The 25110-nt window shown below is 45.9% G+C and carries 26 protein-coding genes and 1 other annotated feature; of the genes, 19 read left to right on the top strand and 7 right to left on the bottom strand.

Features of this window, described 5'->3' with window-relative positions; translation table 11 throughout:
• Positions 1 to 150 precede the first annotated feature (150 nt).
• The 12 genes from DW677_RS11335 (at position 151) to DW677_RS11280 (ending at position 9408) form a co-directional block, all read left to right on the top strand.
• On the top strand, positions 151 to 720 hold the full coding sequence (locus DW677_RS11335) for a DUF6560 family protein (RefSeq protein WP_117567276.1): 570 nt from the start codon (positions 151 to 153) through the stop codon (positions 718 to 720).
• Between the two features lie 293 nt (positions 721 to 1013).
• Positions 1014 to 1394, top strand: a complete 381-nt coding sequence (locus tag DW677_RS11330; protein WP_003023131.1) for a hypothetical protein — start codon at positions 1014 to 1016, stop codon at positions 1392 to 1394.
• A gap of 28 nt (positions 1395 to 1422) precedes the next feature.
• Positions 1423 to 1869, top strand: a complete 447-nt coding sequence (locus DW677_RS11325; RefSeq protein ID WP_003023134.1) for a hypothetical protein — start codon at positions 1423 to 1425, stop codon at positions 1867 to 1869.
• Positions 1870 to 2185: 316 nt separating this feature from the next.
• Positions 2186 to 2935, top strand: coding sequence for a hypothetical protein (locus DW677_RS11320; protein ID WP_003023129.1), 750 nt, complete (start codon positions 2186 to 2188; stop codon positions 2933 to 2935).
• A gap of 388 nt (positions 2936 to 3323) precedes the next feature.
• On the top strand, positions 3324 to 4556 hold the full coding sequence (locus DW677_RS11315) for a plasmid recombination protein (RefSeq protein WP_242992157.1): 1233 nt from the start codon (positions 3324 to 3326) through the stop codon (positions 4554 to 4556).
• 134 nt (positions 4557 to 4690) lie between these two features.
• Complete coding sequence (locus DW677_RS11310) at positions 4691 to 5218, top strand: hypothetical protein (RefSeq protein ID WP_242992156.1); 528 nt, start codon at positions 4691 to 4693, stop codon at positions 5216 to 5218.
• A 217-nt stretch (positions 5219 to 5435) separates the two neighbouring features.
• Entirely contained in the window at positions 5436 to 5645 is a 210-nt protein-coding gene (locus DW677_RS18175) for a hypothetical protein (RefSeq protein WP_147324957.1), read from the top strand.
• Positions 5646 to 5713: 68 nt separating this feature from the next.
• Positions 5714 to 6088, top strand: a complete 375-nt coding sequence (locus DW677_RS11305; RefSeq protein ID WP_117567272.1) for a hypothetical protein — start codon at positions 5714 to 5716, stop codon at positions 6086 to 6088.
• A gap of 205 nt (positions 6089 to 6293) precedes the next feature.
• Positions 6294 to 6836 carry a DUF6560 family protein gene (locus DW677_RS11300; RefSeq protein ID WP_117567270.1) on the top strand — a complete coding sequence of 181 codons (543 nt, stop codon included), beginning with the start codon at positions 6294 to 6296 and terminating at the stop codon, positions 6834 to 6836.
• A gap of 196 nt (positions 6837 to 7032) precedes the next feature.
• Complete coding sequence (locus DW677_RS11295) at positions 7033 to 7671, top strand: CHC2 zinc finger domain-containing protein (protein ID WP_117567268.1); 639 nt, start codon at positions 7033 to 7035, stop codon at positions 7669 to 7671.
• Positions 7583 to 8959: a virulence-associated E family protein gene (locus DW677_RS11290; protein WP_117567266.1), complete on the top strand. Its 1377-nt coding sequence runs from the start codon at positions 7583 to 7585 to the stop codon at positions 8957 to 8959. The genes DW677_RS11295 and DW677_RS11290 overlap by 89 nt, the downstream gene beginning before the upstream one ends.
• Positions 8960 to 9210: 251 nt before the next feature.
• The gene (locus DW677_RS11280) at positions 9211 to 9408 is read left to right on the top strand and encodes a hypothetical protein (protein ID WP_003864557.1); all 198 of its coding nucleotides are present in this window, start codon (positions 9211 to 9213) and stop codon (positions 9406 to 9408) included.
• 41 nt (positions 9409 to 9449) lie between these two features.
• Here the strand turns inward: DW677_RS11280 and DW677_RS19090 are convergent, their stop codons facing one another.
• The 3 genes from DW677_RS19090 to DW677_RS11270 form a co-directional block, all read right to left on the bottom strand.
• The gene (locus tag DW677_RS19090) at positions 9450 to 9572 is read right to left on the bottom strand and encodes a hypothetical protein (protein WP_278286995.1); all 123 of its coding nucleotides are present in this window, start codon (positions 9570 to 9572) and stop codon (positions 9450 to 9452) included.
• A gap of 122 nt (positions 9573 to 9694) precedes the next feature.
• Positions 9695 to 10636, bottom strand: a complete 942-nt coding sequence (locus DW677_RS11275; RefSeq protein WP_117483574.1) for an ABC transporter permease — start codon at positions 10634 to 10636, stop codon at positions 9695 to 9697.
• Positions 10633 to 11085 carry an ATP-binding cassette domain-containing protein gene (locus DW677_RS11270; RefSeq protein WP_242992155.1) on the bottom strand — a complete coding sequence of 151 codons (453 nt, stop codon included), beginning with the start codon at positions 11083 to 11085 and terminating at the stop codon, positions 10633 to 10635. The genes DW677_RS11275 and DW677_RS11270 overlap by 4 nt, the downstream gene beginning before the upstream one ends.
• 239 nt (positions 11086 to 11324) lie before the next feature.
• Positions 11325 to 11778 (bottom strand) — a binding site (T-box leader).
• A gap of 509 nt (positions 11779 to 12287) precedes the next feature.
• Between DW677_RS11270 and DW677_RS11265 the strand changes: the two genes are divergently transcribed.
• From DW677_RS11265 to DW677_RS11235, 7 genes are all read left to right on the top strand, one after another.
• A complete protein-coding gene (locus DW677_RS11265) occupies positions 12288 to 13988 on the top strand; it encodes an ABC transporter substrate-binding protein (protein ID WP_117471029.1) in 1701 nt (566 codons plus the stop codon).
• 236 nt (positions 13989 to 14224) lie between these two features.
• Positions 14225 to 15175, top strand: a complete 951-nt coding sequence (locus DW677_RS11260; RefSeq protein WP_117483576.1) for an ABC transporter permease — start codon at positions 14225 to 14227, stop codon at positions 15173 to 15175.
• A gap of 6 nt (positions 15176 to 15181) precedes the next feature.
• On the top strand, positions 15182 to 16120 hold the full coding sequence (locus DW677_RS11255) for an ABC transporter permease (RefSeq protein ID WP_242990670.1): 939 nt from the start codon (positions 15182 to 15184) through the stop codon (positions 16118 to 16120).
• Between the two features lie 12 nt (positions 16121 to 16132).
• Entirely contained in the window at positions 16133 to 17161 is a 1029-nt protein-coding gene (locus tag DW677_RS11250) for an ABC transporter ATP-binding protein (RefSeq protein ID WP_117551939.1), read from the top strand.
• A complete protein-coding gene (locus DW677_RS11245; RefSeq protein ID WP_117551940.1) occupies positions 17146 to 18120 on the top strand; it encodes an oligopeptide/dipeptide ABC transporter ATP-binding protein in 975 nt (324 codons plus the stop codon). The genes DW677_RS11250 and DW677_RS11245 overlap by 16 nt, the downstream gene beginning before the upstream one ends.
• 56 nt (positions 18121 to 18176) lie before the next feature.
• Positions 18177 to 19535, top strand: coding sequence for an amidohydrolase (locus DW677_RS11240; RefSeq protein WP_117567262.1), 1359 nt, complete (start codon positions 18177 to 18179; stop codon positions 19533 to 19535).
• A gap of 177 nt (positions 19536 to 19712) precedes the next feature.
• Entirely contained in the window at positions 19713 to 20381 is a 669-nt protein-coding gene (locus tag DW677_RS11235) for a cytidylate kinase-like family protein (protein ID WP_021905085.1), read from the top strand.
• A gap of 109 nt (positions 20382 to 20490) precedes the next feature.
• Here the strand turns inward: DW677_RS11235 and DW677_RS11230 are convergent, their stop codons facing one another.
• The 4 genes from DW677_RS11230 to DW677_RS11215 all read right to left on the bottom strand — a co-directional run bounded on the left by DW677_RS11230 (position 20491) and on the right by DW677_RS11215 (position 25095).
• Positions 20491 to 21003, bottom strand: coding sequence for a shikimate kinase (locus tag DW677_RS11230; protein WP_117567260.1), 513 nt, complete (start codon positions 21001 to 21003; stop codon positions 20491 to 20493).
• Between the two features lie 79 nt (positions 21004 to 21082).
• A complete protein-coding gene (locus tag DW677_RS11225; RefSeq protein WP_117567258.1) occupies positions 21083 to 21829 on the bottom strand; it encodes a flavin reductase family protein in 747 nt (248 codons plus the stop codon).
• Positions 21830 to 22167: 338 nt separating this feature from the next.
• Positions 22168 to 23841 (bottom strand): putative manganese-dependent inorganic diphosphatase, encoded by a 1674-nt coding sequence (locus DW677_RS11220; protein WP_015552914.1) that lies wholly within the window; start codon positions 23839 to 23841, stop codon positions 22168 to 22170.
• Positions 23842 to 24153: 312 nt separating this feature from the next.
• Complete coding sequence (locus DW677_RS11215; RefSeq protein WP_015552913.1) at positions 24154 to 25095, bottom strand: ROK family glucokinase; 942 nt, start codon at positions 25093 to 25095, stop codon at positions 24154 to 24156.
• Between the last annotated feature and the right edge of the window lie 15 nt (positions 25096 to 25110).

Raw genomic sequence — 25110 nt, 5'->3', positions numbered from 1 at the left:
GTTACAAGGCTTGAACAGGAACTCTGTACACAAAATTTTTTCTTCCATTCTTTAAGTTGATGAAGTATAATGAGATATGAAAAATTGAGGTTTTTAATACTCGATTTCAAACAATCATTTTTATATAGCTGGAACTATGGAGGGCAAAAAATGAATGATTTTTTACGAATGTGTTTGAATATAATTACACAAATAGGCCCCTATTTAGTTGTACTTCTTCTTTGGAAATATCTTGTAAATCTTCAACAAAAGAGAGCTAAAGAACGAGAGGAAGAACAGAAAAAGGGAATAATTAGGACGCATTATATAATAAAAACCGAAAAAGTACTTACTATGTTTTTTGTATTGGCGGTGTTTCTTTTTGGGGGAGCTACGGTAGCCAGTGCTATTCAACAAGATGATTTATTGCCACCAATTGGTTTTAGTATTTTCTTTATTGTTTCTTTAATCGGCTCATTGAACATGATTATGTGGAAACTGGAAGTGAACGGAGATGAAATCACATGGCGTTCAACTTCTGGAAGAAAGAGAACTTTTCACTTTGAAGATATTACCTATTGCGAGAGAAAGAAAGGTTCTATGCGTGTATATGTAAATGGAGAAAAATTATTTACCATTGATAGTAATATTGACAAAGAAGAATTTATGGAGGACATAAAAAGAAGAAGAATCCCTGTAAAATCTTACTGGGCAAATCAGCATAAGAAAAATCGTAAATGACATAGATTTTATAACAGTACGATGTTAGACAACTGAATATGACCGTCAAGGTCAGATGAAGAAACCGATGTATTGAGCGTAAAGCGATCATGCGTCGGTTTTTCTTATTTCATGAGCTGACAGAATTCCGACTGTATATCACCCGTGAGGAAAGTATCGGTGACTATGGATTTTGCATAAATGCGCGTTACAAGGCTTGAACAGGAACTCTGCACACAAATTTTTCTTCCATTCGTTAAGTTGATGAAGTATAATGAAAAATAAGATAAAGTTAATTCTTGGAGGTGTTATTCATGTTTGGTTTTAAGAAAAATGAAAAGCCAACGCTCATTATTGAAGCAAAAGATCTAATGGAAATTATCAAGTCTGATTATGATAATGATATGGCTTTTACTCTTATTGAGTTTTCCTATAATGAGAAAAAATATGTGATGGGTTCCTGTGTTTTACCTGCTAACGCAGAGGAATGTAAAGAAAATATATCTTTTATATTTCAAGACAGAGTTTTTGAAAGTTTTGAGGAATTTCAAACTGCTATTATTATAGATAATAAAAACATCTTACAATTAGAAAAACCCCTTGAAATTTTAAGAGCAGGAATTATTGATAATGAGCCTATGCTGAAAACGCCATGGGGAGATAAAAGATTAGCTGATAAAGCTGTTAATAAATAGCGTGTCGCTTTGAAAGGAGTACAAATTTATGGCATTATTGATGTTTAGAACTTTTGGAGTGATTATAGTATCATTTATAGTCTTAATTATGTATGTATTGCATAGAAAGAAAAATGGGAAGTTTATAAAACGAAAGGCTGTCAATGAAGAAGAAAAAATAAAATATCAAAAATGGGAAAAAATAATCAATGTGATGGCAGTTGTTGGGTTATTGATTCTCGGTATATTTATAACTGTTCCTTGTTGCTTGGATATACCTTATTTACTATCTAACAATTTAGTTGAAGTTACCGGAGAAGTTACACAAGGTGCAATGTCAGGAGAAAACTCTAATAGTGAAAGAAGAATACATATTAGAGATGAGAAAACTGGAGAAGAACATTCATTAAAATATTGGGGAACAGGTAGCGATTTAGGAGATAAGATAACTGTAAGGTATTTACCACACACAGAATATGGGTATGTAGTTGAATAGAATAAAAATAAATATCCTATTTTGTTTTGGGAAATTTGTAGATTACCTGTAATCTGCCACAACTGAATATGACCGTCAAGGTCAGATAAAGAAACCGATGTATTGAGCGTAAAGCGATCATGCGTCGGTTTTTCTTATTTCATGAGCTGACAGAATTCCGACTGTATATCGCCTGTGAGGAAAGTATCGGAGACTATGGATTTTGCGGAAATGTGCGTTATAGGTAAGTAAAAAACTACTTGATAGAGCGTGAATTGAATTGTTCATATCGGTATGATATAATTTACTGAAATGAAGCAAGAAGGTGGACTTTTGTATGAAAAAATTTTTGAAAATATTGCTAATCATTGTAGGAATAGTTTTTTTGATTTTTGCAGCGCTGATATGTATTGGACTGTTTGTTGATTATGATGACCATATTGAAAATGGTCGTTATACTTATGTTCCGGAAGATGACAATAAAGACAATGCATATGTCGAATTCAATTTGAGTGATTACGATAAAAAGGATTCTGAACTCATATATTATAGTTCTGTCGAAGAAGCTATTTTGAATTCTCCTTTGAATGCTGAAAATGAAGAATTTTCTGTTCCAGAAGATTTTCTTAATCATGTTGATGAAATATTGCATATATGGAATGGCAAACAGTATGATACTATTTTCTATCGGGCAGGAAGCGATAACGATCCCGTTCAAGGTTTTGTGATGGCACGCTGCAAAAAACAGGTGGAGGAAGCAAGTGTACAATATGCATTTATGAATGCTACACCGGTTACAACTAAAGCGGATAGCATTCTTATATCTGATATTACAGAACTAATTCGTTCATCTTTAAAATTAAGTGATTTTCAACAGGACTTGAATCCAAATTATCCAGATACCAGATTTGTTTTTGGCTATGCACATGATAAGGAAATTTACTCATTAGAAGTAGAAGGTCAAAAGCCAGATGGTGTTATTGAAATCAATGTATATGACAGAACGATGTATCTATGGTATTATGATGATTTAAAGAGCGACAAGAGAGGAAACAATCTAAGTTATTCAGTAGATGTGCCAGAGTAATTTTTCAAATTGGCTAATCTGCCACAACTGAATATGACCGTCAAGGTCAGATAAAGAAACCGATGTATTGAGCGTAAAGCGATCATGCGTCGGTTTTTCTTTTTTGCAAAATAGTCCGGTGGACTGTTTTGTAAAACCGAAGGGACTGACAGAGCTTGAGACGGGGCGAAGTCAGTTTGTTCGAGCGGGAGTACAGAGGGTGCAACCCTTTGTGCATGGGTACAGGGAATGCAATATCCCTGTGCAGGTCAAGGGCGGCAGCCTTGCCCAGTTAAGTGGCGTTTCGCCACTTAGTACTGGGTATTACTTGACGCAGAAAGCCGCAAGGAATCAGCTTCGCTGCCCTTCTCCCCTGTCGGGGAAATCAAAAAGAAAAGGAGGAACTCATGTGAAATTAACAAGACACAATGGACGAGCCGGAAAGAATGGCGTTTATAATCCGAAGCACAATGACCGCAGTTTTGACATTGCCAACAGCGAACACATTGATGAAGAACGAGCCAAACAAAATCTCTATTGGGACTGTTACAATGGCCTCCGCAATTTCAAAAATCCCGAAAAGGAAAATGAGCTGTCTGCCACTTTTGAAGATGTGGAACAGCTTTTTTATCATCAGCGGTATCGTGATTTTGTGACAGGACAGAACGAAAGAAATGTGAAGAACAGACACCCTGAAAGGAATAAGGAAACCGGAGATTTGCTCAAAAGCAAAAAGACCTGTCCAGAGGAAACGGTCTATCAGATTGGAACGCTTGATAATCATGTTCCGCCGGAATTGCTCATTGAGATCGTCACAGAATTTATGGAAATCGTAAATGAGCGTTTCGGCTCTCATGTCCATATCCTGAATTGGGCGCTGCACTTGGATGAAAGCACCCCTCATATTCACGAGCGTCATGTGTTCGACTGTGAAAATCAATATGGGGAGATTGCCCCACAGCAGGAAAAGGCTTTGGAAGCACTGGGGTTTGAACTGCCGGAACCGGAGAAGCCTGTCGGAAGAAAAAATAACCGCAAGATGACTTTCGATTCAGCTTGCCGAGTGCTGCTGTTTGATGTGGCGAAAAAGCATGGCTTACAACTGGAAGAAGAACCGGAATATGGTGGTCGTGCTTATCTGGAAAAACAGGATTATATCCTTTTCAAGCAAAAGGAGCAACTGTCAGCACAGGAGCAAAAGCTGGAAGAACTCACGATGAAGATTGAGGATGTGGAAGCTCTGGTGGACGAGGTTGCCGATATTGCCTATGACAAGGCGGTTGAGGTCGTTACTGATACTGTGAAACTGGAAACGCACAAGGAGGATATTAAGCTGGTGGAGCAGTCTAAGGCATGGGTTCTCTCCCCTGAGCGTAAAGCTTCAAAGAAAGAAGTTGAGTATGCAGTGAAACGATTGGATGGAGTGATTGCCAGAATCACAAATGCTATGAAATCAACCATTCAGAAAATCCAAACCACGCTGATGAAACCGGAGGTCAAAAAAGCCGGAACGGAGCAAATTAAGAAGAAAGCCAAAAGTTCTATTATAGAGCAGTTGAGCCGCAAAAAGAAAGAAATTGCAGAGTGTGAAGTCAGCCGGATAGATCAAGCGAAAAGCATAAAACAGGATATGGAACTCTAAGGCATTTGCTGTTTTCACTTTGAAAATGACAGGTGCTTTTGTTTTAGAAAGCAAGAAAATATCTTCCATTCTTTAGGTTGATGAAGTATAATGGAGATACACTATTTGAGAATCTTAAAGAGGTAACAGCTATCATGAAAAAACCATTAACATTGATGTTACTTGTTTCACTGTGCTTAAGCGGTTGTGCATTAGGGAACAATGTATCGGAAGGAGAAAATGCTATGACAATATCTGATTTCAAGAAAGACACAAGCCTGACAAGTATACCGGGAAACAGCAGCAATCTTACAAACTTAGATTTAGAACCTGTCATCGCCTATGGCAGACTGCGTGCATTATTTGGAGAACCCAATTATGAAACACAGAATTTTGAAGACGCTTACTCTTATATTCTATTTGTTGAGCCGGAATCTTCTGAAAAAATTTACTTGGAAGTGTATGAGGGAAGCAGCGGACCGGCGATTGGTGGTCTGAACAATGCTGAGAGTTTGCAAGCTGCTGAAACTCTGAAGAAATTGATAGAGGAATCAGAAGAAGTGGCAGATTATCAGTATGAGGGATACTATTTGGATTTAGATTCAAAAATCACTATGGGTATCAAAGATGGCGTGCCTTATTGTAACGAGGAATTTTGTGAGGAAATTCCCGATTTTCAGTAATTAAAAGAAATAATTATCATTGAGAAAAGCAGGAAATCTGAGAAAGGTCTCCTGCTTTTTTGCACCCAAAATTGAATATGGAACTCTAAAACACTTGCTATTTTCGCTTTGAAAATGACAGGTGCTTTTGCTTTGGGAGGCAAGAAAAAATCTTCCATTCTTTAGGTTGATAGAGTATAATGTAAGCAACAAAGCTGAATTTATGGAGGGAATGAATATGAAAAATTACAAAATATTATCTAAAGCAATTTTGGCTATTTGTTTATTCGGAATTATTTTAACAATTATCAACAGTTTTACAGGTTTTATCAATAGTTCTATTTCAACAAGTGGTACAATAATTTGCATTTCCAGTTTCATTGTTGCAGGTGTTGCAATTATGTTGTTAGAAAATAGAAGAATAAAAACAGTAAAAAGAGATAGATAAATCCCAGTTTGTGTAACAGGAAAATTGGAATTTAATAAGAATAAGATTTAATTATAGGAGTGTATTAAATGTGGCTTTTAGGGAGTATTTTTATAATCACATCGCTATTAGTTCTATATCTAAAATATAGGGTTGTTTTTACTGGCGAAAAATGCAAAGGGAAAATAATCGACATTGTAGAACAAAATGCTGGTTATTCAGTAGGTGGTGTTAATGTTAAAAAGCATGCTTATATAGTGAAGATTAAAAACAAAAAGTATTATACTGCACATGGTTGTTTCTTTTTATCATTGGGAAAGGGGAAGGTTGGAAAAGAAATTTCTGTATTTAAGAATGAAAAATATGGAAATGAGGTTTTCAAATGCTTTGATTTTCGTATAGAGGTTGTTGCTTTATTAGTATTTTTATTTGGCGTTTTTATAATTTACTCAGGCTTACGATAAAGTCAAGCAGGTTTCAGTTTGAGGAGGAGCTACACGCAAAGACAAATTCAGATTTGTGTTTGTATAACTGGCAACCCAACCACAATTAAATCTTCACAGCTTAAAATGACAGGTGCTTTTGCTTTGGGAAACAAGAAAAAATCTTCCATTCTTTAGGTTGATGAAGTATAATGTAAGCAACAAACTTGAAGTTTGGAGGTAAAACATGAAATATTTAGGTGCAATTTTAGGTGCATATATCGTTTTATTTATTTTAGATATAATGCAAAAAAGAAATCATAAAACAACAAAATCTTTAAATAAATTTTCTATTCGAACAATATCAGATGTATCATTTATATGTGCAATAGGTGCTTTGTTTCTGCTTGGTGTTCTTATCTGGGGATTTTGGAGTGAACCTGAAAAATTTTATTCTAAAAGATATTTGATGATTATTATCCCATTATCTATTATTTGGTTTGGAGTTACTCTTTTTGGTATGATTGCTCCGTTAAAAGGAGTGTGGGAGATAAAAGTTGAAGGAGATAATATCACGGTTATTAAAATGTTTATCTTTAGAAGATATTGGAAAATATCAGACATATCTTATTGTAAAATGAAACGCGGTGGTATGAATGTGTATGTCAATGGAAGAAAGAAAAAAGCATTTTTTGTTGATGGTATGACAGACCATTTTGATAACTTTATAAAACGGATAGAAAAAGAAGGAAAAGAGATTATTATTCGAGAGCCAAAAGATACGAATTGAGTTGGATGGAATAGTAAATCTCAGTTTGTATAACTGGCAACCCAATCACAATTAAATCTTCACAGCTTTGCTAAGCAGGAAATCTGAAAAGGTCTCCTGCTTTTTTGCACCTAAAATTAAATATGGAACTTTAAGGCACTTGCTATTTTCGTTTTGAAAATGACAGGTGCTTTTTTCGTTTCAGGAAAGGAGTCACATGAATGTATTTGAAGTTGTAAAAGAAAATGTTACTGCCCGACAAGCCGCAGAAGCCTATGGCTTGAAAGTGGGTCGCACAGGTATGGCGTGCTGTCCGTTTCACTCGGATAAGTCCCCCAGTATGAAGCTGGACGAACGCTATTACTGTTTTGGCTGCGGAGCAACCGGAGACGCTGTTGATCTCACGGCGAAGCTATTCGGCATCGGGCTGAGGGAAACTGCTGTCAAACTTGCTGAAGATTTTGGTCTTAACTATGACAGCCGACAAAAGCCGAGTATTCGCCCTCATATTCGTGAGCCGACACCGGAACATAAGTATCAAAAAGAAGAAAATCATTGCTACAAGGTGCTGACGGATTATTTTCATCTTCTTAGAGAATGGGAAAAGAAATACGCTCCTAAACAGCCGGATGAAGAATGGAATCCCCTGTTTGCAGAAGCACTGTATAAGAAGAACTATATCGAATATCTGCTTGATATTCTTCTGTATGGTTCATTGGAGGAACGAAAAGCACTTGTGGCAGAACAGAGAAAGGAGGTGTTGAAACTTGAACAGCGAATTGCAGAACTGTCAGCAGACAGAACCATGCACAGTAGAAGAAATCCGAAACAGCTTAGAGCAGAGCGAGAAAGGTAAGGTTTATAATACTGCCGCAAATTATAAGCGTGTTCTGCAATATGACCCACTTTTGAAAGGAGCTATCCGAAAAAATCTTCTGACCGAAAGAATCGACATTGTGAAGCCCCTCGGTTGGTATCGTGACAGCCCGACATTGACGGATGTGGATGTGAAATATCTGCTCCTATATTTTGAAGAAAACTATGGATTGACCGTAGAGAAGAAAATCATAGACGCAGTTGCGGTTATTGCCAATGAAAACCGTTACCACCCTGTCTGTGATTTTCTCAATGCCCTGCAATGGGACGGAACGGAACGCATACGCTTCTGTCTGCACCGCTTTCTTGGTTCTGATACAGATGATTACACCTATGAAGCATTGAAGTTGTTTCTGTTGGGTGCTATCTCACGAGCCTTTAAGCCGGGGTGTAAATTTGAGGTAATGCTCTGTCTTGTAGGCGGTCAGGGAGCCGGAAAGTCTTCTTTCTTCCGTTTGCTTGCGGTCAATGATGACTGGTTCTCTGATGACTTGAAAAAGCTGGATGATGAAAATGTGTACCGCAAAATGCAGGGGCATTGGATTATTGAAATGTCGGAAATGATTGCAACTGCCAACGCTAAGAGCATTGAAGAAATCAAGTCCTTTCTGAGCCGACAAAAGGAAACCTATAAGATACCGTATGAAACACATCCGGCAGACAGAAAGCGACAATGTGTATTTGGGGGTTCTTCCAATACCCTTGACTTTCTTCCCCTTGACCGAACAGGCAACCGCCGCTTCGTTCCGGTTATGGTCTATCCTGAAAGGGCTGAGGTTCATATTTTGGCAGATGAACAGGCTTCCAGAGAGTATATCAATCAGATGTGGGCAGAAGCTATGGAGATTTACAGAAGCGGCAATTTCCGTCTGAGATTCAGTCCGGCTATGAATGACTATCTGAAAGCCCACCAAAAGGACTTTATGCCGGAGGACACAAAGGCAGGACAGATTTTAGACTATCTGGAACGCTATTCCGGCAGCATAGTCTGTTCCAAACAGCTTTACAAAGAAGCATTGGGGCATGATTATGACGAACCGAAACAATGGGAACTGCGAGAGATCAATGACATTATGTATAACGCTGTCACAGGCTGGAGGGCGTTCAGCAATCCGAGGTACTTTCCAGAGCCTTACCGCCGACAAAAGGGCTGGGAGCGTATCAGGAACGACAACGAGCCTGACAACAGCATGGATGGTTTTCAGGAAATCCCGACAGAGGAAATGGAACAGTTAGGGCTTCCGGAAGAATGGTTGAAGCAAAAATAAAAGCCAGTTGTCGCTTCGGTTGTCGAGCCGGTTGTCGGTCTGGTTGTCGGGCAAAAATCCCGAAAGCCTTGATATTGCGGCACTTTTCCCTCTCTGACAACCATGACAACCAATATTATAAAGAAAAAGGAAATAGTAAAAAAATAGTATCGCCCGATAAAGAAAAAAGGTTTTTTGATGTCCGTTGTCGGAACTTCGTTGTCAGACCTTTCCTTGTCGGGCTTTTTTCATTTAATTAGGAGGAATATCGTATGACAAATATTGTGAACAGTACACTACCCACCCAAAATAACCATTCGGAGAAAAACAAACCGGATGGAGTTTTTGTGATTAAGCAAGGCAAAACAAATTATAAAGTCAAAGTGTTTTTTGACCATAGTAGCGGTTTGACTGCTGAGGACAGGTTGAAACGCATTATTCAGGCAGAAGCAGAGAGAGAATCTGCGTAAGTAATACGAAAAATATCCACGCACCCCCTTGACAAAAGCTTTCAGAAGTTTCCCGTTTCGATGGTGTGGATCACGGAGCTTCCGGTAAAGACGGGCTCTCCATTTTCGTTCACGACCACTGCCTTGACGGCTGTCGTTCCGATATCAAAGGTTGCTGCTAACATCTATTCCCTCCCCGTTCTGTACCGTTACACAGTACTGAGGATTTTGCCAATCCTTCGCATCCTAAATTGGTAAAATCCGCTCTCTCAATGTTATTTTACGGTATTCTCGGTACCAAAAATCCTTACCGTGAACCATGACCCGCGCCGAGTTTTTGGAGCACAACCGCGAGAATGATGATTCCGCCGGTGATAATGTTCTGCATGAAGCTCGGCATCTGAAGGATCGTAAGTCCGTTCGCCAGAACCGCCAGAATGATGGTTCCGACTAAGGTTCCGATCACACAGGGAACACCGCTCTTTGAAACGGTGCATCCGATAAATACCGCTGCGTAGGACTGTAAGAAATATCCCTGCCCCGCTGTGGTATTCGCGGAACCTACACGAGATGCCACGAGAGCGCCTGCAAGACCTGCCATTGCCGCGCTGAGCGCAAAGGCGAGAATTCGGTAACGGAAGATCCGGATGCCTGCCGTCTCTGCCGCCTCTTTACTTCCACCGATGGCATAAAGCTTTCTTCCGGCTGACATATGATTCATAAACATGTGGAATACGATGTAAAGCATTGCCGCCACGATGGTGATAAACGGGATGCCCGCGATTTTTAAGATCCCTGGAATCGTAAACGCCTTCGGAATCCCGTTAAATACAGTCGTGCCTCCGGTAAGTCCGTAAATCACGCCGTCCAGTACGGTTCCCATGCCAAGTGTTGTAATAAAGGAAAGGATCCCGAACTTTGCTACAATCACTCCGTTCACGCAGCCGACGATCAGACCGGCCACTACCGCTGCCAGAAAGCAGACCGGGATCGGAACGCCCTGAATCGATAAAAGCGCCGCGACCACGCCGCCAAGGCTCACGATATTTCCGATGGAAAGATCGAACTCGTTGACGGTCATAACGAAGGTCGCTCCCAGCGCCACCATTGCGAGAGGCGCCGCCTGGCGTGTTATATTAAGGAAGTTTTTCAGTGTAAAAAACGACGCAGGTCTAAGGAGTCCGAAAATTCCGATGATGATGACTAACGCCGCCACCGTTCCGTAATTCTTTAATGCTTTTCCTCTCATCTGTCGTTTTCCTCCCTCTCCGCCTCATAACAGCACGCCAGCACGTCCGTCGGTTTCAGGTCTTTATTCTCAAATGTCTTTCGTACTCTTCCGCATGCCATGACGGCAACCTCATCGGCGACCTCTAAAAGTTCCGTGAGATCGGATGACACATAAAGGACGGCTTTGCCCTTTTTTGCCTCTTCCTTCAGAAGCCTGTGGATCTCCTGTCGTGTTGCCACATCCACCGCCTGAGTCGGCTCATCACAAAACCAGATCGACGGCTCCGTAAGGAGTGCCTTCGCGAAAATGACTTTCTGCTGATTTCCGCCAGACAGCTCCTTTGCCGGCTGGCTCACACCAACGCATTTGATCTTTAATGCCTCGATCATGTCCATCGCCTTTTTGTCGGCCGCCCGCTTTTGAAACCAGCCGCTTTTCGTGTAGCGGTCGATGGAGGAAAGCATCATTTCCTCCTCGTTTTTGTCGACTGCCTCTTGCCGGGAATCAGTAAGGGGTAAAGCAGCACGTTGAAAATAAGTAAAAACGAATGTGCCTTGGCACATTCTCGCGCCTCGCGCGGTCGCTTGCGACAATCTACATCTTCGCGCGAGTGCGCATCTTTGGCACGTTAATGCCTTTTTACGTAACAGGGAATTCCTCGGAATTTCCTGTTACATAAAAAAAGTCCCGGACATAGTTTTCACTATGCCGGGACGAAATTTTTCGTGGTGCCACCCGATTTCACAGATCAGGCTTCCTCGAAAGCCAACTGCTCCGTGCCTACGGCACTCCCACAGTTGCCGCCTCCATTCGTAATCCGGGCTATCGCCCTACTTACTCATGCAGGCTTGGTTGTCAAATGTCTATCCAGCCTGACGTGCAAGCACGTCATTCTGGCTATCCGCTTGACAACACTTTCAAACAAAAATAGCAGCTATCCCACATCGGAATATCTGCCACCAATCTGTCTCATTTCAGAGTACGGAAATCTCTTTCGATACTCTTATCCTTTAACGCAGGAATCACGGCCGCAGCTACTCGAATCTCTTTCACCTGGCGTCTCACAAACCCATTCCATAGGGAATTCCATACTGTCTTCCACCACCGACAGCTCTCTGTGATTTCATTCCTAATGTACTCTCTTTGCTCATCGACTTTTTGTTTTTAATTTTTATGGATTAAAGATTAGCACACTTCTTTCCATATGTCAATTTTATTTTCAGAATATTTGCTATTAAAAATTCCTATATCCAGTCACTATTTTTTCCAATCATATCCGGTTCGAACAAAAATCGGCTCCTGAAAGACTTTCCAAGATCAGATCTATCATCTCTTTGTTGACAGTTTTTTCCATTTTGTAGAAACAAAAGTTACATAATTCTTATTTTTTGATTATTGCGCCGAATTAAGTAAAGTGAATTTAAAAAATACTTGACTTTTTTAAGTTATGGTTTTATTCTTAAGCACATAATTTTATTAACGATCCATTCCAACTATCAAAGGCGATAACTTCTGACAAAAGTGCGCCTTTCTTTTTTACCCGGACTTCACTGTAAGATTATTGAGCAGTTCCTCCGGTTCTCCGGAAGCGACTGCCGGATACCCACCGGCACCGGAGATTCCCCACCCGGATCGTTCGTAAAAGAAAAGAGAGAGGAGAGATTCATTTATGAAGAAGAGACGACTTATTGCACTCGCAGCTGCAGCCGTTATGGCAGCATCTTCCCTGGCAGGATGCGGCGGTTCCCAGACATCCTCCACAACAGCAGCCGGTTCCACCGCTGAAACAGCAGCGGCTTCCTCCAATGCGGTATCCCCGGACGCAAAGTCCACGGATCAGACACTCGGCGGCGGTATCGCGGTCGGCTCAAGTGACGGCGAGGCAGTAAAAGGCGGAACACTTGTTGTGTCAATGCCTTCATCCCCACGCACTCTTGATCCGAAAGCCTACTCAACCATGTACGAGAACCACATTATGTACAATGTTCTCGATACCCTGTTTGTCTGGGATAAGGATTACAAAGAGGTGATTCCGAGTCTGGCAACTGATTACACTGTCAGTGATGACGGCCTGACCTACACCATCAACCTCCGTGATGATGTATACTTCCAGAAAGGTAAATTCCAGGACGGAAGAAAGATGACCGCGGATGATGTTGTATACTCTCTTGAACGAAGCAAGGAAGAGAGTACCACAGATCGTATCTGCCGTGATTTCTTCGATTACTGCGAAGCTGCAAGCCCGACACAGGTCGTTATCCATATGAAATCTGTTGCAGGACCGTTTATCTCTCAGTTAGCCGGTATCGGAAACGCAATCCTCCCGAAAGAGGAAGTTGAAGGCTGGGGAGAAGACTTCGGTTCCCACATCGTCGGCACAGGTGCTTTCACACTGGAAGAGATCGTAACCGATGAAAAAGTCACATTAAAGAAAAATGAGAATTACTGGGGCACAGAGCCGAACGTAGACGGCATCGAGTTCCGAATCATCTCCGATTCCAATCAGGCGATCAACGCAGTCCAGACCGGTGAGGTCGACATCGCGATGTATCTTCAGGGCGAAGCCATCAAGCGTGCGCAGGATGCGGACCTCTTACTTCAGGCACCGAGTTCCGCTGTCACCTTTGTCCGCTTCAATATGCAGAACGGACCGACCGCAAACGCTGATGTCAGAAAAGCACTCACAATGGCTGTCGATATCGACTCCATGGTAGCCGGTATCTATCAGTACGGCGAAGGCACAAGAGCTTATCAGCCGCTTCCGGTATACTCCTTCGCTTATGACACGGCATACAATGATCTTGTACCGTCCTACGATCCGGAAGGTGCAAAGAAGCTCCTCGCGGAAGCAGGCTACCCGGATGGCTTTACCATGAGCCTTTACATTGGTTCCACTACCTATCGCGAGAAGATGGCACAGATGTTACAGTACTACTGGAGCCAGATCGGTGTAACACTTGATATCAAGTCTTCCACCATGGCCGACTGGTCCGCAGCGGTCGTTGATTCCTGGCAGTCCGATGTTGTAAACAGCTACGGAGTAAGCTGGAACAGCGATCCGGATCCTTACGGTTTCCTTGGAAAGTTCTTCAGCTCCCAGACACTTCACGCCTCCTCCAACGCAGGCGGCTACAACGATGCGGAACTGGATGAGCTCTTAAATGAAGGCTTTGGCTCCACAGACAACGCAAAGCGCGCGGAGTCCTATAAGAAAGTCATTGAGAAGGTTATGAACGAATACACCGGTATCTACTACGCATACGAGTGCCGGAACTGGGCCGTATCCCCGAAGGTACATAACGCAGTTCTCCGTGCCGATAATCAGATGTTAGTCGCAACACCATTCAACAATATCTGGGTTGAAAAATAGAATTTGACGACCAAACCGGTTTGAGTAAGCAGGGTGATAGCCCGGATTACGAAAACCGGCGGTCGCTGCGTGAGTGCTAAAGACACAAAGCAGCTGGATTCCACACATAGAAAGGGGGAGGCAAATCCTAAGTTTGTTTCCCTTTTTCTGTACACTCACAGAGATTTAACTGTTCCATTCTCTTCACATTCTTCCCGGTGAAGAGAACAGGACAGCTATGAAAGGATTGGATTTATATGGGAAAGATCATCATAAAACGATTATTGCAGACGATTCCCACACTTCTGGTCGTCGTCACACTTACCTTCTGCCTCACACGAATGCTTCCGGGCGATCCGGCAGTGGCGATCTTAGGTATCGAGGCAAATGCGGAGGACATCGAAGCTATGAGAGCCGAGATGAACCTCGACAAATCACTCCCTGAGCAGTACGCCCTCTATCTTGGCGGACTTGTCCACGGTGACTTTGGTTACTCCTACAGCTACCGTCAGGACGTTCTTCCACTCATCACTTCCAGAATTCCGAACACATTAACCCTGACGCTGACAGCACTTCTCTTCGCTTTCATCATCGGAACCAGCGTTGGTATCATTGCTGCATTAAAGCAGAATACGATCTTCGATTACATTGTCATGGTCATCACGCTCATAGGTGTGTCCATGCCGATCTTCTGGCTGGCGCTCATGCTGGTTCTTCAGTTTTCCGTTAAAATGAATCTTCTGCCTGTTATGGGTATGGGCGATCTCTCCAAAGGCTTCGGCGATGTTGTGAGCCACATGATCCTTCCCGGCTTCTGTCTCGCGACGATCCCGATGGCAACCTTTGCGAGAACCATGCGTTCCAGCATGATCGATATCATGAGCAGCGACTACATCCGATGTCTCAGAGCCCGTGGAATCAAAAAACTCAAAGTCATCCTGATCCACGGATTAAAGAATGCTCTCCCGCCGCTCATCACAGTTTTAGGTCTGCAGATCGCCGGAACCTTCACCGGTGCCATCATCACCGAGGGAATCTTCTCCTGGCCGGGCATGGGAACCATGATCAACACCGCGATCAACAACCGCGATTATTCCCTGATCCAGGGTGCGGTCCTGTTCTCCGCGATCATGTTCGTCTTCTGCAACATGCTGGTCGATATCGCCTACGCGATTCTGAATCCGAAAGTTAAACTGGAAAAGGGGTGATGAGTTATGACATTATCAAAAAAGAAAAAACCTGCTGCTGCGTCCTCCGTTGTTTCCGGTGAGGCGCTTGGAATGGATGCCAATATCGCAATGCTCGTAAAAGAGCGGAACGCGAACAATGCCTGGCATAAATTAGCGAGAAACAAAACAGCCCTCGTTGGCTTCTTCATCGTGGCTTTTATGGTAGTCATCGCCGTATTTGCCCCGCTCATCGCGCCATATGACCCGAACGCGATCAACCCGGTCCTGCCCTTTAAGGGAATCGGCACTCCCGGACATCTCTTCGGCACGGATGACCTTGGCCGTGATATCCTGTCCCGTATCATCTACGGCTCCCGTATTTCCATGATCGTCGCCGTAGGCGCCACCATCGTCGGCGCGATCATCGGCGTTCTCATCGGACTTACCGCCGGATATTTCGGTGGATGGATCGACGCGGTGCTCATGAGGATCATGGACGGCATGTTCTCCTTTCCGTTCATCCTGTTAGCCATGATCCTGATCACCGTTCTCGGAAACGGCGTCATGAACGTCATTCTGGCCATCGGTATCGCAAGCGTACCGGGATTTGCCCGTGTCACAAGAGGCCAGGTACTGATCGTAAAGGAAGAAGAATACTGCAACGCCTGCCGCGTTGTCGGTGTTTCCCCGGTAAGACTTCTGTTCTTACATATTTTGCCGAACTGTGTATCCCAGATCATCGTTTACGCGACACTCCGTATCGCAAGCGCTATCATCTCCGAGGCATCCTTAAGCTTCTTAGGACTCGGCATCGCGCTTCCGACCGCCTCCTGGGGCAGCATTCTCCGTGTCGGCCGTGACTGCCTGACAACCGCCCCGCACGTTGCGGGAACCGCAGGCGCGTTTATCCTCGTGACTGTTATCGGTTTCAACCTGTTGGGCGATGGTATCCGTGATGTCATGGATCCGAAAATGAAACAGTAGGAGGTGCAGGCTATGAGTGAAAACGATGCAATCTTAAAAGTAAATGGATTAAAAACATATTTCTATCAGGCAAGCGGCGTTTCCAAGGCTGTCGATGGCGTAAGCTTCAGCCTGCGTCAGGGCACGACCATGGGGATCGTCGGTGAGTCCGGTTCCGGAAAGAGCGTCACAAGTGCCTCCGTGATGCGGCTCATGCCGTCAAAGACCGGAAAGATCGTAGATGGCTCCATCATCTTCGACGGTGTGGACATCCGGAATCTCTCCGAGGCACAGATGGAAAAGTTCCGCGGCGATGAGTGCTGCATGATCTTCCAGAACCCGATGACTTCCCTCGATCCGGTATTCAAGATCGGCCACCAGATGGTGGAAATGATCAGAGAGCATGAAAAGGTCAGCAAAAAGGAGGCCTGGAACAAAGCCGTTGAAGCCTTGAAGCTTGTCGGCATCCCGGAAGCCGAGAAACGGATGGATGCCTATCCTCACGAGCTTTCCGGAGGTATGTGCCAGCGTGTCATCATCGCCATGGCTGTCTGCGGACATCCGAAGCTCATCATCGCTGACGAGCCGACGACCGCCCTCGATGTGACCGTACAGGCACAGGTTCTTGAGCTTTTAAAGGATCTCCAGAAGAAGCTCAACACAGCGATCTTACTCATCACCCACAACCTTGGCGTTGTCTGGGAGATGTGCGACACCGTCATGGTCATGTATGCAGGAAATACCGTAGAATACGCGGATACAAAGACGCTCTACAAAGAGCCGCTTCACCCGTACACCTGGGGTCTTTTAGACTCCATGCCGAAACTCAGCAGCTCCACGAAGGAGGACTTAAAGACGATCCCGGGCGCACCGCCGGATCTCCGCCTTACCGGCCACTGCTGCAACTTTTATAACCGCTGTCCTTACGCGACGGAGATCTGTAAACAGCAGGTACCACCGCTTAAGGAAGTTGCTCCCGGACATTTCGTGGCATGCCACAGACAGGACGGCGAGCACAGATTAACACGAGGGGAAGTGAATGTGACATGCAAAAAAATGTAATCATGAGCGTCGATCATCTCAGTAAGGATTTCGTGATCCGCGGAAAAAAAATAGGGGAAAAGAGTAAGCTTCTCCACGCATTGAGCGATGTTTCTTTTGATATTTATGAGGGTGAAACCCTTGGCATCATCGGTGAGTCCGGATGCGGCAAATCCACACTTGGACGCTGTCTTGTAAAGCTCCACAAGCCGTCCGCCGGAACGATCACCTACAATGGCAAGGATCTCTGGAATCTGCCGGTCTATGAGCGTGAGGCAGCCCGCAGGGACATCCAGATGATCTTTCAGGATCCGTATTCCTCTCTGGACCCGAGAAAAACAGCTTCCTACTCTATTGAAGAAGCGATGAAGGTCCACCACATCGGTGACACCGCAAGAGAGCGCCGCCAGAAAGCATTAGAGTCTCTTCAGGAGGTCGGTCTCGACATCCAGCACATGGAGCGCTATCCCCACGAGTTCTCTGGCGGTCAGAGACAGCGTGTGAACATTGCCCGCGCCCTCTCCATGGAGCCGAAGATCATCGTCTGCGACGAGCCGGTATCCGCTCTGGACGTTTCGATCCAGGCACAGGTCATCAACCTCTTCCGCCGCCTGCAGAAGCAGTTTAACCTGACATATGTGTTCATCTCTCATGACCTCGGCATCATCAAATACATCAGCGACCGGATCATGATCATGTATCTGGGACGTGTCATGGAGTTCTACACTTCGGAGGGAATCTACGCGGATCCGAAGCATCCGTACACCCAGGCGCTGCTCTCCGCGATCCCGCCGGAAAGCCCCTTTGATAAAAAAGAGCGTCTGCCCCTCACCGGCGATATCCCGAGCCCCATCGGGGATCAGGTTGGCTGCCCGCTCGCAGGACGCTGCCCGCACTGCACGGAGCGCTGTAAGAAAGAGATTCCGAAGCTTGTGGACACCGGCGACGGACATATGGTAGCATGTTTCTTATACGAATAAAATCTCACAAATATCTTGATCCTTACAATTTTTATATTTAGGAGGAGTAATACACAATGGTAGATTCTAAAAAATTAATTTCTCTCGTCGAAAAATACGAAAAACTGATCTATGACACCGCTGACCATATCTGGGCACATCCGGAGACAGGATTCCGCGAGTGGAAGACTTCCGCCTACATGGAACAGCATTTTGAGGAGCTTGGCTACACACTTACAAAAGCCGGCAACATCCCTGGATTCTACACAGATCTCGACACCGGAAAGCCGGGTCCGAAGATCGCGATCCTCGGCGAGCTGGACTCCCTGATCGTTGCAAACCACCCGTGCTGTGATCCGGAGACCCATTACGTCCACGCCTGCGGCCATCATGCCCAGTGTGCCGTTCTTCTCGGAACTGCCGCTGCCTTAAAGGAGCCAGGCGCTCTCGACGGTCTCTGCGGATCCATCCGTTTCATCTCCGTTCCGGCTGAGGAGCTTATTGAGCTTGGATACCGCGAAAGCTTAAGAAAACAGGGCATCATCAAATATTTCGGCGGAAAAGTTGAATTCATCCATCGTGGATACTTTGACGGTGTCGATATGGCGATGATGATCCATTCCGGCAAGCTCCCGGAAGGAAAAGCGCTCTCCATCAGCGACGGATGCAACGGCTGTGTCACAAAAAATATCACATTCAAAGGAATTTCCGCCCACGCAGGCGGCTCGCCGGAGAACGGCAGAAATGCCCTCTACGCCGCAACCTGCGCTTTAAACTCCGTCAATGCCCTTCGTGAGACATTCACAGACAATGACCATATCCGCTTCCACCCGATCATCACAGAGGCCGGTCTCGCCGTCAATGCGATCCCGGAGACAGCGAAGGTGGAATCCTATGTGCGCAGCGCTTCCTTCGACGCGATCCGCAAATACAATACAAAAGTAAATCAGGCTCTCGCCGCTTCCGCCGCCGCCATCGGCTGCAATGTGGAGCTTGATGACCATCCGGGCTACTTCCCGTTAAATAACGATAAAAATATGGCCGCTGTCATGAAAGAGGCTATGGAGACTGTTGCAGGCCCTGACAGCGTCGTTGAGGGCGGCTGGGGAACCGGCAGCACCGATATGGGCGATGTGTCCGCCATCATGCCGGTCCTTCACCCGCACGCAAACGGTTCCATCGGAACAGGTCATGGCAAAGATTACTATGTTCAGGATAAGAAGCTCGGCTGTCTCTATCCGGCAGAATGCCTTGTGCTCACCGCCGCAAAACTTCTTGCGGACGATGCCGCTCTCGGAAAGAAAGTCATCGCGGAAGCAAAACCATATTTCAAGTCAAAAGATGAGTATCTTGCCGCCATCGATGCAATCACTATGGATAAGGATGCTGTTGTATACAACGAGGACGGTACGATCACCCTTAACTTTACAAAATAGATTTGTGCCCAACCTGCCACTTGACTTTTCTTGCTGTCATCATTGCAAATGTATACATCTGACAGTAATTCCGCACATTTTGTAACTTCGACTGAGTGCAATATTTCAACCGGTCTTATCAAACATTTATTCTGCTTTTATCTGCGTTAAATTTACGGAAAGGACGGGAGATCTTGTATGAAAAACTTTGTTATCACAGTTGCCAGAGGATTCGGTTCCGGCGGACGTGCAATCGCCGCCAAGCTGGCAGATGAGCTGAATATCCACAGCTACGACAACCGTATCCTGACGCTCGCTTCCCAGTACAGCGGTTATCCGGAACATTACTTTAAAGAGGCCGACGAGACCTTAAACGGCAGTCTGATCACGAAACAGCTTCAGGCACTGCCGAAACGCCATTCACCGACCGGTGAGTTATCGAGATTTACTTCAGATGACCGGCTCTTCGAGTACCAGAAGATCATCATCGAGAAGCTTGCCGCTTCGGAATCCTGCGTGATCGTCGGAAAGTGCGCCGATTATATCTTAAAGGACTATGACAACGTGGTCAGCATTTATGTGGAGGCACCGAGAAGCTATACCCTGCGCCGTGTCATGGAACGCATGGATGACATTACTGTCGAGGAAGCGCACCATCTGATCACGAAAACGGACAAGTACCGCGCGGACTACTATAAGTATTACACCGGCGGCAACTACTGGACAAATCCGGTAAACTACGATCTGACCTTCAACAATGCCAGACTCGGTGACGATCGCTGCGTAAAGCTTGTTCTCGAGTGTATGAAGTTGAAATTTGGGGATGATTTCAAAGAATATATGAAGAGTATCGGAAAAGATATTTGATATGCTATTTCACTTAATTTTGTAATACCGGCACCGGGGTTTTTCCAATCCTGTCCCCGTGCCCGGGTTCCCCGCCGCGTTCCCCTCTCTCTCATGCGGCGGGGATATTTTATTTCTCTAAATTCTCAAAATACGCTCTCAGCTCATCCACCAGCTCACCGAACTCTTTTCCGGTCTCATCCAGTGTGATGTCCGCATATTTCTCGTAGTACGGAAGTCTCTCATTGTAGAGATCCCTGAGTGTCATGCCGTCCTTTAAGACAACACCGCGGTCCACAAGGTTTCCGAGACGTGATTCCAGATCCTCATAGCAAAGTTTCAGATAAACGATCGTCGCGGTCTCTTTGTAGTGTTCCATGGCCTTCGCCTCATAGATCACGCTTCCGCCCGGCGCAATCACGGACTTCTCTACATCGAGATCCAGATTCGCCTGCTCCTCGACACGCAGGAAACCGTCATCGCCCTCTTCTGCGATGATCTCCTTCAAAAGCTTTCCGGTCATCTCCTGGATCACAAGATCCACATCCACGAAGGAATATCCAAGACGCTTCGCAAGAAGCACGCCGATGGTGCTCTTTCCGGACGCCGGCATTCCGATCATCAGAATATTTTTTTTCTTCATAACTTATGCCTCGCTCTTTTGTCTGTCGCTGTAATTATCTCTGGTTAACTGTTCCGTATGACTGCAGTCACTCTGCAGACTACTTCTGTCTCTTCTTATCATTCCGCGGACCGTCGGATTTCTGACTATTCGCCTTTCTGGTTTGTTCCGGCCGGGTAGTTGCTTTCTTTCCGCCGTTCACGTCTGCAGACTTTCGAACTTTCCCGGCACCTCCGGCTTTTTCCGCTGATTTTGAAGTTTTCCTGCCAGCCTTCGCACCCTTTTCCTGCTTTCTCACGCTGTACCCGAAGCTTCCCAGCTCCTCGCCCATCCCATAATATCTTCCATGGGAATAGGCTAACGGCTTCGCCATGGAAAGATGGAAGGTGTCCTTTTCATCCATGTACGCCTCGTCCACATCCACCGCCACGACATCGGCGATAAACATGTGATGGCTTCCCAGCTCTTCCACCTTCACAACGCGGCACTCGATGTTCACCGGGCTCTCTTTGATCATCGGTACATCCACCACGTTCGCCTTCTCCGGGGTCAGCCCGGTCTCTTTCCACTTATCCACGTCGCGCCCGGAGCGCACGCCGCAGTAGTCTGTCGCCCAGGCCATGGACTCCGTCGTCAGGTTTACGACGAACTCCCCAGTTTCCTTCATCATATGGTAGGAGTGTCGTTCCGGCCGGACACTGATGGACAGCATCGGCGGATTCGTACAGATGGTTCCCGCCCATGCCACCGTAAAAATATTCGAATTTCCTTCCCGGTCAGCCACCGTCACAAGGACAGCCGGAACCGGGTACAGCATATTTCCTGGTTTAAACTGTCTTTTTCCCATCTTTACAGATCCTGCCTTTCTTCAATCGCAACCTTTCCGGCATCTTACACCTGCAGTGTCTGCCATCCGTACTTTCTGTAAAGCGGACATTCGCAATCCGCTTCGCTACTTGCTCATGAACGCAGTCGCTTCGCGATCTGTCAGTGGGAGCTTTCAACTCCCACTGACATAAGCATCCCACTCACCCACCGCTTAGTGCTCCGCGCACTTGAAGCGGAGGAATGCTTATCTGCGTTCAAATGTGTAACAACCGCTGCTTCCAACTTATAAATACGGCAGCCCGGTCATGACTTTTCCTGATCCAGCCGGTCCCACAGCCGAACTGCCGTCAAAAATTACTACTGTAATGCCATCATGATCTGCGGCGCAAGCTGTTTCTTTCTGGAAACAACGCCCGGAAGCTTCACGATTCCGGTCTGTCCGCTGACGTTCTCCATATCCTCATCCTTTACATGGAACGCATTGGCGATAAGCTGCTCCGCTCCCTGTCCGGTGCAGATCAGATCTGTGGACTCTGTCAGAATGTTTGTGAGCATGAAGAACATCATGTCGATCTCATGCTGCTCTCTCTCTTTCTCCGTGTATGCGGACATTCTTGTTCTCAGATCCTTGAGCTCCACTGCATTTAAGGAGGTGATCTGGCCGATTCCGAATACGGAATTTCCTACTGTGAATCTCTTAAAATCCTGGTAGAAAATATCGCCGTCGGATTTTCCCTTCAGGTTGCTTCCTGCGGAGAACATGTCGATGGCGTACTTCTCGATATCGAGACCAGCGATCTGCGCAAGGGCGAGTCCGGCTGCCTTATCGATCGGCGTGCAGGTCGGGGAACGGAATAACAGGGTATCGGAGATGATCGCACTGCATAAGAGTCCTGCCGTTGTCTTGTCGATCTCTATGTGGTTCTCCTGGTACATCTGGTAGATGATGGTCGCGGTGCAGCCTAGGGGCTGGTTTCTGAAGAATACCGGGGACATGGTCTCAACAGTTCCGAGACGATGGTGGTCGATGATCTCGCGGATATCGGCGCTCTCCATGCCCTCTACGGCCTGGCTCTTCTCGTTGTGGTCCACAAGGATGATACTCTTTCCCTTTGCGCCTAAGAGGTTACGTCTGGAGATCATGCCGATGTACTTTCCGTCAGAATCAAGAATCGGGAAATCGCGGTGTCTCTTGCTCGCCATGATCTCGCGGATATCGTCGAGGTAATCTTCCTCGGAGAATTCGATGATGTTTTCCTTCGTCATAAAGTAGCTGATCGGCATGGACTGGTTGATCAGACGGGCTGTTGTGTAGGTGTCATACGGTGTCGTAATGACTGCACAGCCGCGCTCCTGTGCCAGTTTGCGGATCGTAAGGGATACGCCTGCGCCCTCACAGACGATAATGCAGCCTGCTTCCATCTCGATGGCGCAAAGCTGGGACTCATAGCGGTTTCCGAGAATGACCAGGTCATGTTTCTCGATGTAGTTCTCCATCAGGTCCGGGTTTGCGGCCGCGATCAGGACTTTTCCGCGGTCAAAATATGCCTCAGAATCGCCGACTACCATACTTCCTTCCAGAGTATCAAGGATGTTCGCGTACTTCGTGCACGCTTTTGAGATAATACTGCTGTCATATAAGTTCATGTAGGACTTGGTGATATCGCCGATCGTGATAACGCCCTCCAGGAGACCTTCCTCCGTCACACACGGAAGTGTGACGACGTTGTTCTCCTGCATGAGTCCCCATGCATTCTTTAAGGAAATTCCACGGGACACGCCTTTTGTCTTGCGGATCTCGATGTCCTTGACCTGCGTCTTGACGTTCTCCACGAGGCGCGGGGCCTTTAATTTAAAATAATCCAACACATACTGTGTCTCCGGGTTTACATTTCCGGCACGGCACGGCTCATAATTCTCGCCGGTAAGCTGATGCTTGAAACCAGCATAGCAGATGGCTGAGCAGATGGAATCCGTGTCAGGATTTCTGTGTCCCAGGACAAGTGTTTTTTTCAGTTCTTCAACTGCCATTGATCTTCTCCTTCTATTGCGTTTCTCTCAGACGTACAAATAAGAATGTGTTACAATAACTTCATAGTGTGTTCATAATTTATTCACATTTGTTTTTTATACTTATTGCATAAACAAAAAGTCGTTTGGCTTAACCAACTAGACAAATTGCACATAGATTTTTCATAATTGCCCCGGTTGTCGCGACCGGGGTCTCCTCTTTTTTAGAGGTAATGTGTGTCCGCTTATGGCGGACGCTTTTCTTTTTCACCCATACATGCGCTATGTGCGTTCACAGCAAAAAGGGAGTCCGTCACCGGACTCTCTCTTTTTTTATCCGATGATCAGCTTCGCGGCACCGTAGATTCCGGCATCATTTCCAAGCTTCGCAAGGACGATGTCCGCCTTCTTTGTTGCCATCGGAGATAATTCATCGTGGTACCTCTTAATAATATCAGTCAGGAATGTTCCGGCCTTGGATACACCGCCGCCGATCAGGAATGCCTGTGGATCCAGAACCATGGAGATCGTCGCAAGAGCCCAGCCAAGGTAATAGCAGGACTTATTGAGGGATTCCAGTGCAAGCGCATCTCCCGCCTTCGCTGCATCCAGCACGTTCTTCGCGCTGATGTTCTTTAAGCTTCTGAGAGTGGACGGGCGGTTATCTGCCGCCAGCATTCTTCTTGCGGTTCTGGCGATTCCTGTCGCGGAAGCCACCTGCTCTAAGCAGCCGTGTCCGCCACAATTGCACGCCTCTTTCTCACCTTCCATCACATGGATATGGCCGATCTCACCGCCGACCCCCTGTTCGCCGGTCCAGATCTTTTCATTCAGGATAATGCCGCCGCCGACGCCGGTTCCCAGAGTTACCATGACAAGGTTTTTGTAGCCTTTTCCGCCTCCCTGCCACATCTCACCGAGAGCCGCGACGTTCGCGTCATTTCCGCTTTTTACGACCATACCATCCAGCAGTCTGCTGAGCTCCTGCTGTGGATTTCCGGCCTTCCAGCCGAGGTTTACACACACTTCGCAGTGTCCGTTCGGAAGAACCGGTCCAGGGAATCCCATTCCCGCTCCGGAAAAATCAGAGAGCTCCAGACCGCTTTCCTTTGCCATTCTGCGGATCGAAGCCGCAATATCGCCCAGGATATACTTTCCGTTCTCCTCTTTTCTTGTCGGAATCTCCCACTTCTTTACGAGAGTTCCGTCTTCCTCAAAGATACCGAGCTTCACGCTTGTTCCGCCGATATCGATTCCAATACACTTTAAACTCATGTGTGCTCCCCTTTT

Source organism: Clostridium sp. AM25-23AC (genome assembly GCF_003435125.1).
GTDB lineage: Bacteria > Bacillota > Clostridia > Lachnospirales > Lachnospiraceae > Pilosibacter > Pilosibacter fragilis.
Note: the sequence above shows the minus strand (reverse complement) of the source record. Positions and strands in the feature narration are given on the sequence as shown.

What these genes read in the sequence shown, in the direction of transcription:
- DW677_RS11335 (WP_117567276.1), top strand. Translation starts at nt 151, where the DNA reads ATGAATGATTTTTTACGAATGTGTTTGAATATAATTACACAAATAGGC.
- DW677_RS11330 (WP_003023131.1), top strand. Translation starts at nt 1,014, where the DNA reads ATGTTTGGTTTTAAGAAAAATGAAAAGCCAACGCTCATTATTGAAGCA.
- DW677_RS11325 (WP_003023134.1), top strand. Translation starts at nt 1,423, where the DNA reads ATGGCATTATTGATGTTTAGAACTTTTGGAGTGATTATAGTATCATTT.
- DW677_RS11320 (WP_003023129.1), top strand. Translation starts at nt 2,186, where the DNA reads ATGAAAAAATTTTTGAAAATATTGCTAATCATTGTAGGAATAGTTTTT.
- DW677_RS11310 (WP_242992156.1), top strand. Translation starts at nt 4,691, where the DNA reads ATGAAAAAACCATTAACATTGATGTTACTTGTTTCACTGTGCTTAAGC.
- DW677_RS18175 (WP_147324957.1), top strand. Translation starts at nt 5,436, where the DNA reads ATGAAAAATTACAAAATATTATCTAAAGCAATTTTGGCTATTTGTTTA.
- DW677_RS11305 (WP_117567272.1), top strand. Translation starts at nt 5,714, where the DNA reads ATGTGGCTTTTAGGGAGTATTTTTATAATCACATCGCTATTAGTTCTA.
- DW677_RS11300 (WP_117567270.1), top strand. Translation starts at nt 6,294, where the DNA reads ATGAAATATTTAGGTGCAATTTTAGGTGCATATATCGTTTTATTTATT.
- DW677_RS11295 (WP_117567268.1), top strand. Translation starts at nt 7,033, where the DNA reads ATGAATGTATTTGAAGTTGTAAAAGAAAATGTTACTGCCCGACAAGCC.
- DW677_RS11280 (WP_003864557.1), top strand. Translation starts at nt 9,211, where the DNA reads ATGACAAATATTGTGAACAGTACACTACCCACCCAAAATAACCATTCG.
- DW677_RS19090 (WP_278286995.1), bottom strand. Translation starts at nt 9,572, where the DNA reads ATGTTAGCAGCAACCTTTGATATCGGAACGACAGCCGTCAAGGCAGTG.
- DW677_RS11275 (WP_117483574.1), bottom strand. Translation starts at nt 10,636, where the DNA reads ATGAGAGGAAAAGCATTAAAGAATTACGGAACGGTGGCGGCGTTAGTC.
- DW677_RS11270 (WP_242992155.1), bottom strand. Translation starts at nt 11,085, where the DNA reads ATGATGCTTTCCTCCATCGACCGCTACACGAAAAGCGGCTGGTTTCAA.
- DW677_RS11265 (WP_117471029.1), top strand. Translation starts at nt 12,288, where the DNA reads ATGAAGAAGAGACGACTTATTGCACTCGCAGCTGCAGCCGTTATGGCA.
- DW677_RS11260 (WP_117483576.1), top strand. Translation starts at nt 14,225, where the DNA reads ATGGGAAAGATCATCATAAAACGATTATTGCAGACGATTCCCACACTT.
- DW677_RS11255 (WP_242990670.1), top strand. Translation starts at nt 15,182, where the DNA reads ATGACATTATCAAAAAAGAAAAAACCTGCTGCTGCGTCCTCCGTTGTT.
- DW677_RS11250 (WP_117551939.1), top strand. Translation starts at nt 16,133, where the DNA reads ATGAGTGAAAACGATGCAATCTTAAAAGTAAATGGATTAAAAACATAT.
- DW677_RS11245 (WP_117551940.1), top strand. Translation starts at nt 17,146, where the DNA reads ATGCAAAAAAATGTAATCATGAGCGTCGATCATCTCAGTAAGGATTTC.
- DW677_RS11240 (WP_117567262.1), top strand. Translation starts at nt 18,177, where the DNA reads ATGGTAGATTCTAAAAAATTAATTTCTCTCGTCGAAAAATACGAAAAA.
- DW677_RS11235 (WP_021905085.1), top strand. Translation starts at nt 19,713, where the DNA reads ATGAAAAACTTTGTTATCACAGTTGCCAGAGGATTCGGTTCCGGCGGA.
- DW677_RS11230 (WP_117567260.1), bottom strand. Translation starts at nt 21,003, where the DNA reads ATGAAGAAAAAAAATATTCTGATGATCGGAATGCCGGCGTCCGGAAAG.
- DW677_RS11225 (WP_117567258.1), bottom strand. Translation starts at nt 21,829, where the DNA reads ATGGGAAAAAGACAGTTTAAACCAGGAAATATGCTGTACCCGGTTCCG.
- DW677_RS11220 (WP_015552914.1), bottom strand. Translation starts at nt 23,841, where the DNA reads ATGGCAGTTGAAGAACTGAAAAAAACACTTGTCCTGGGACACAGAAAT.
- DW677_RS11215 (WP_015552913.1), bottom strand. Translation starts at nt 25,095, where the DNA reads ATGAGTTTAAAGTGTATTGGAATCGATATCGGCGGAACAAGCGTGAAG.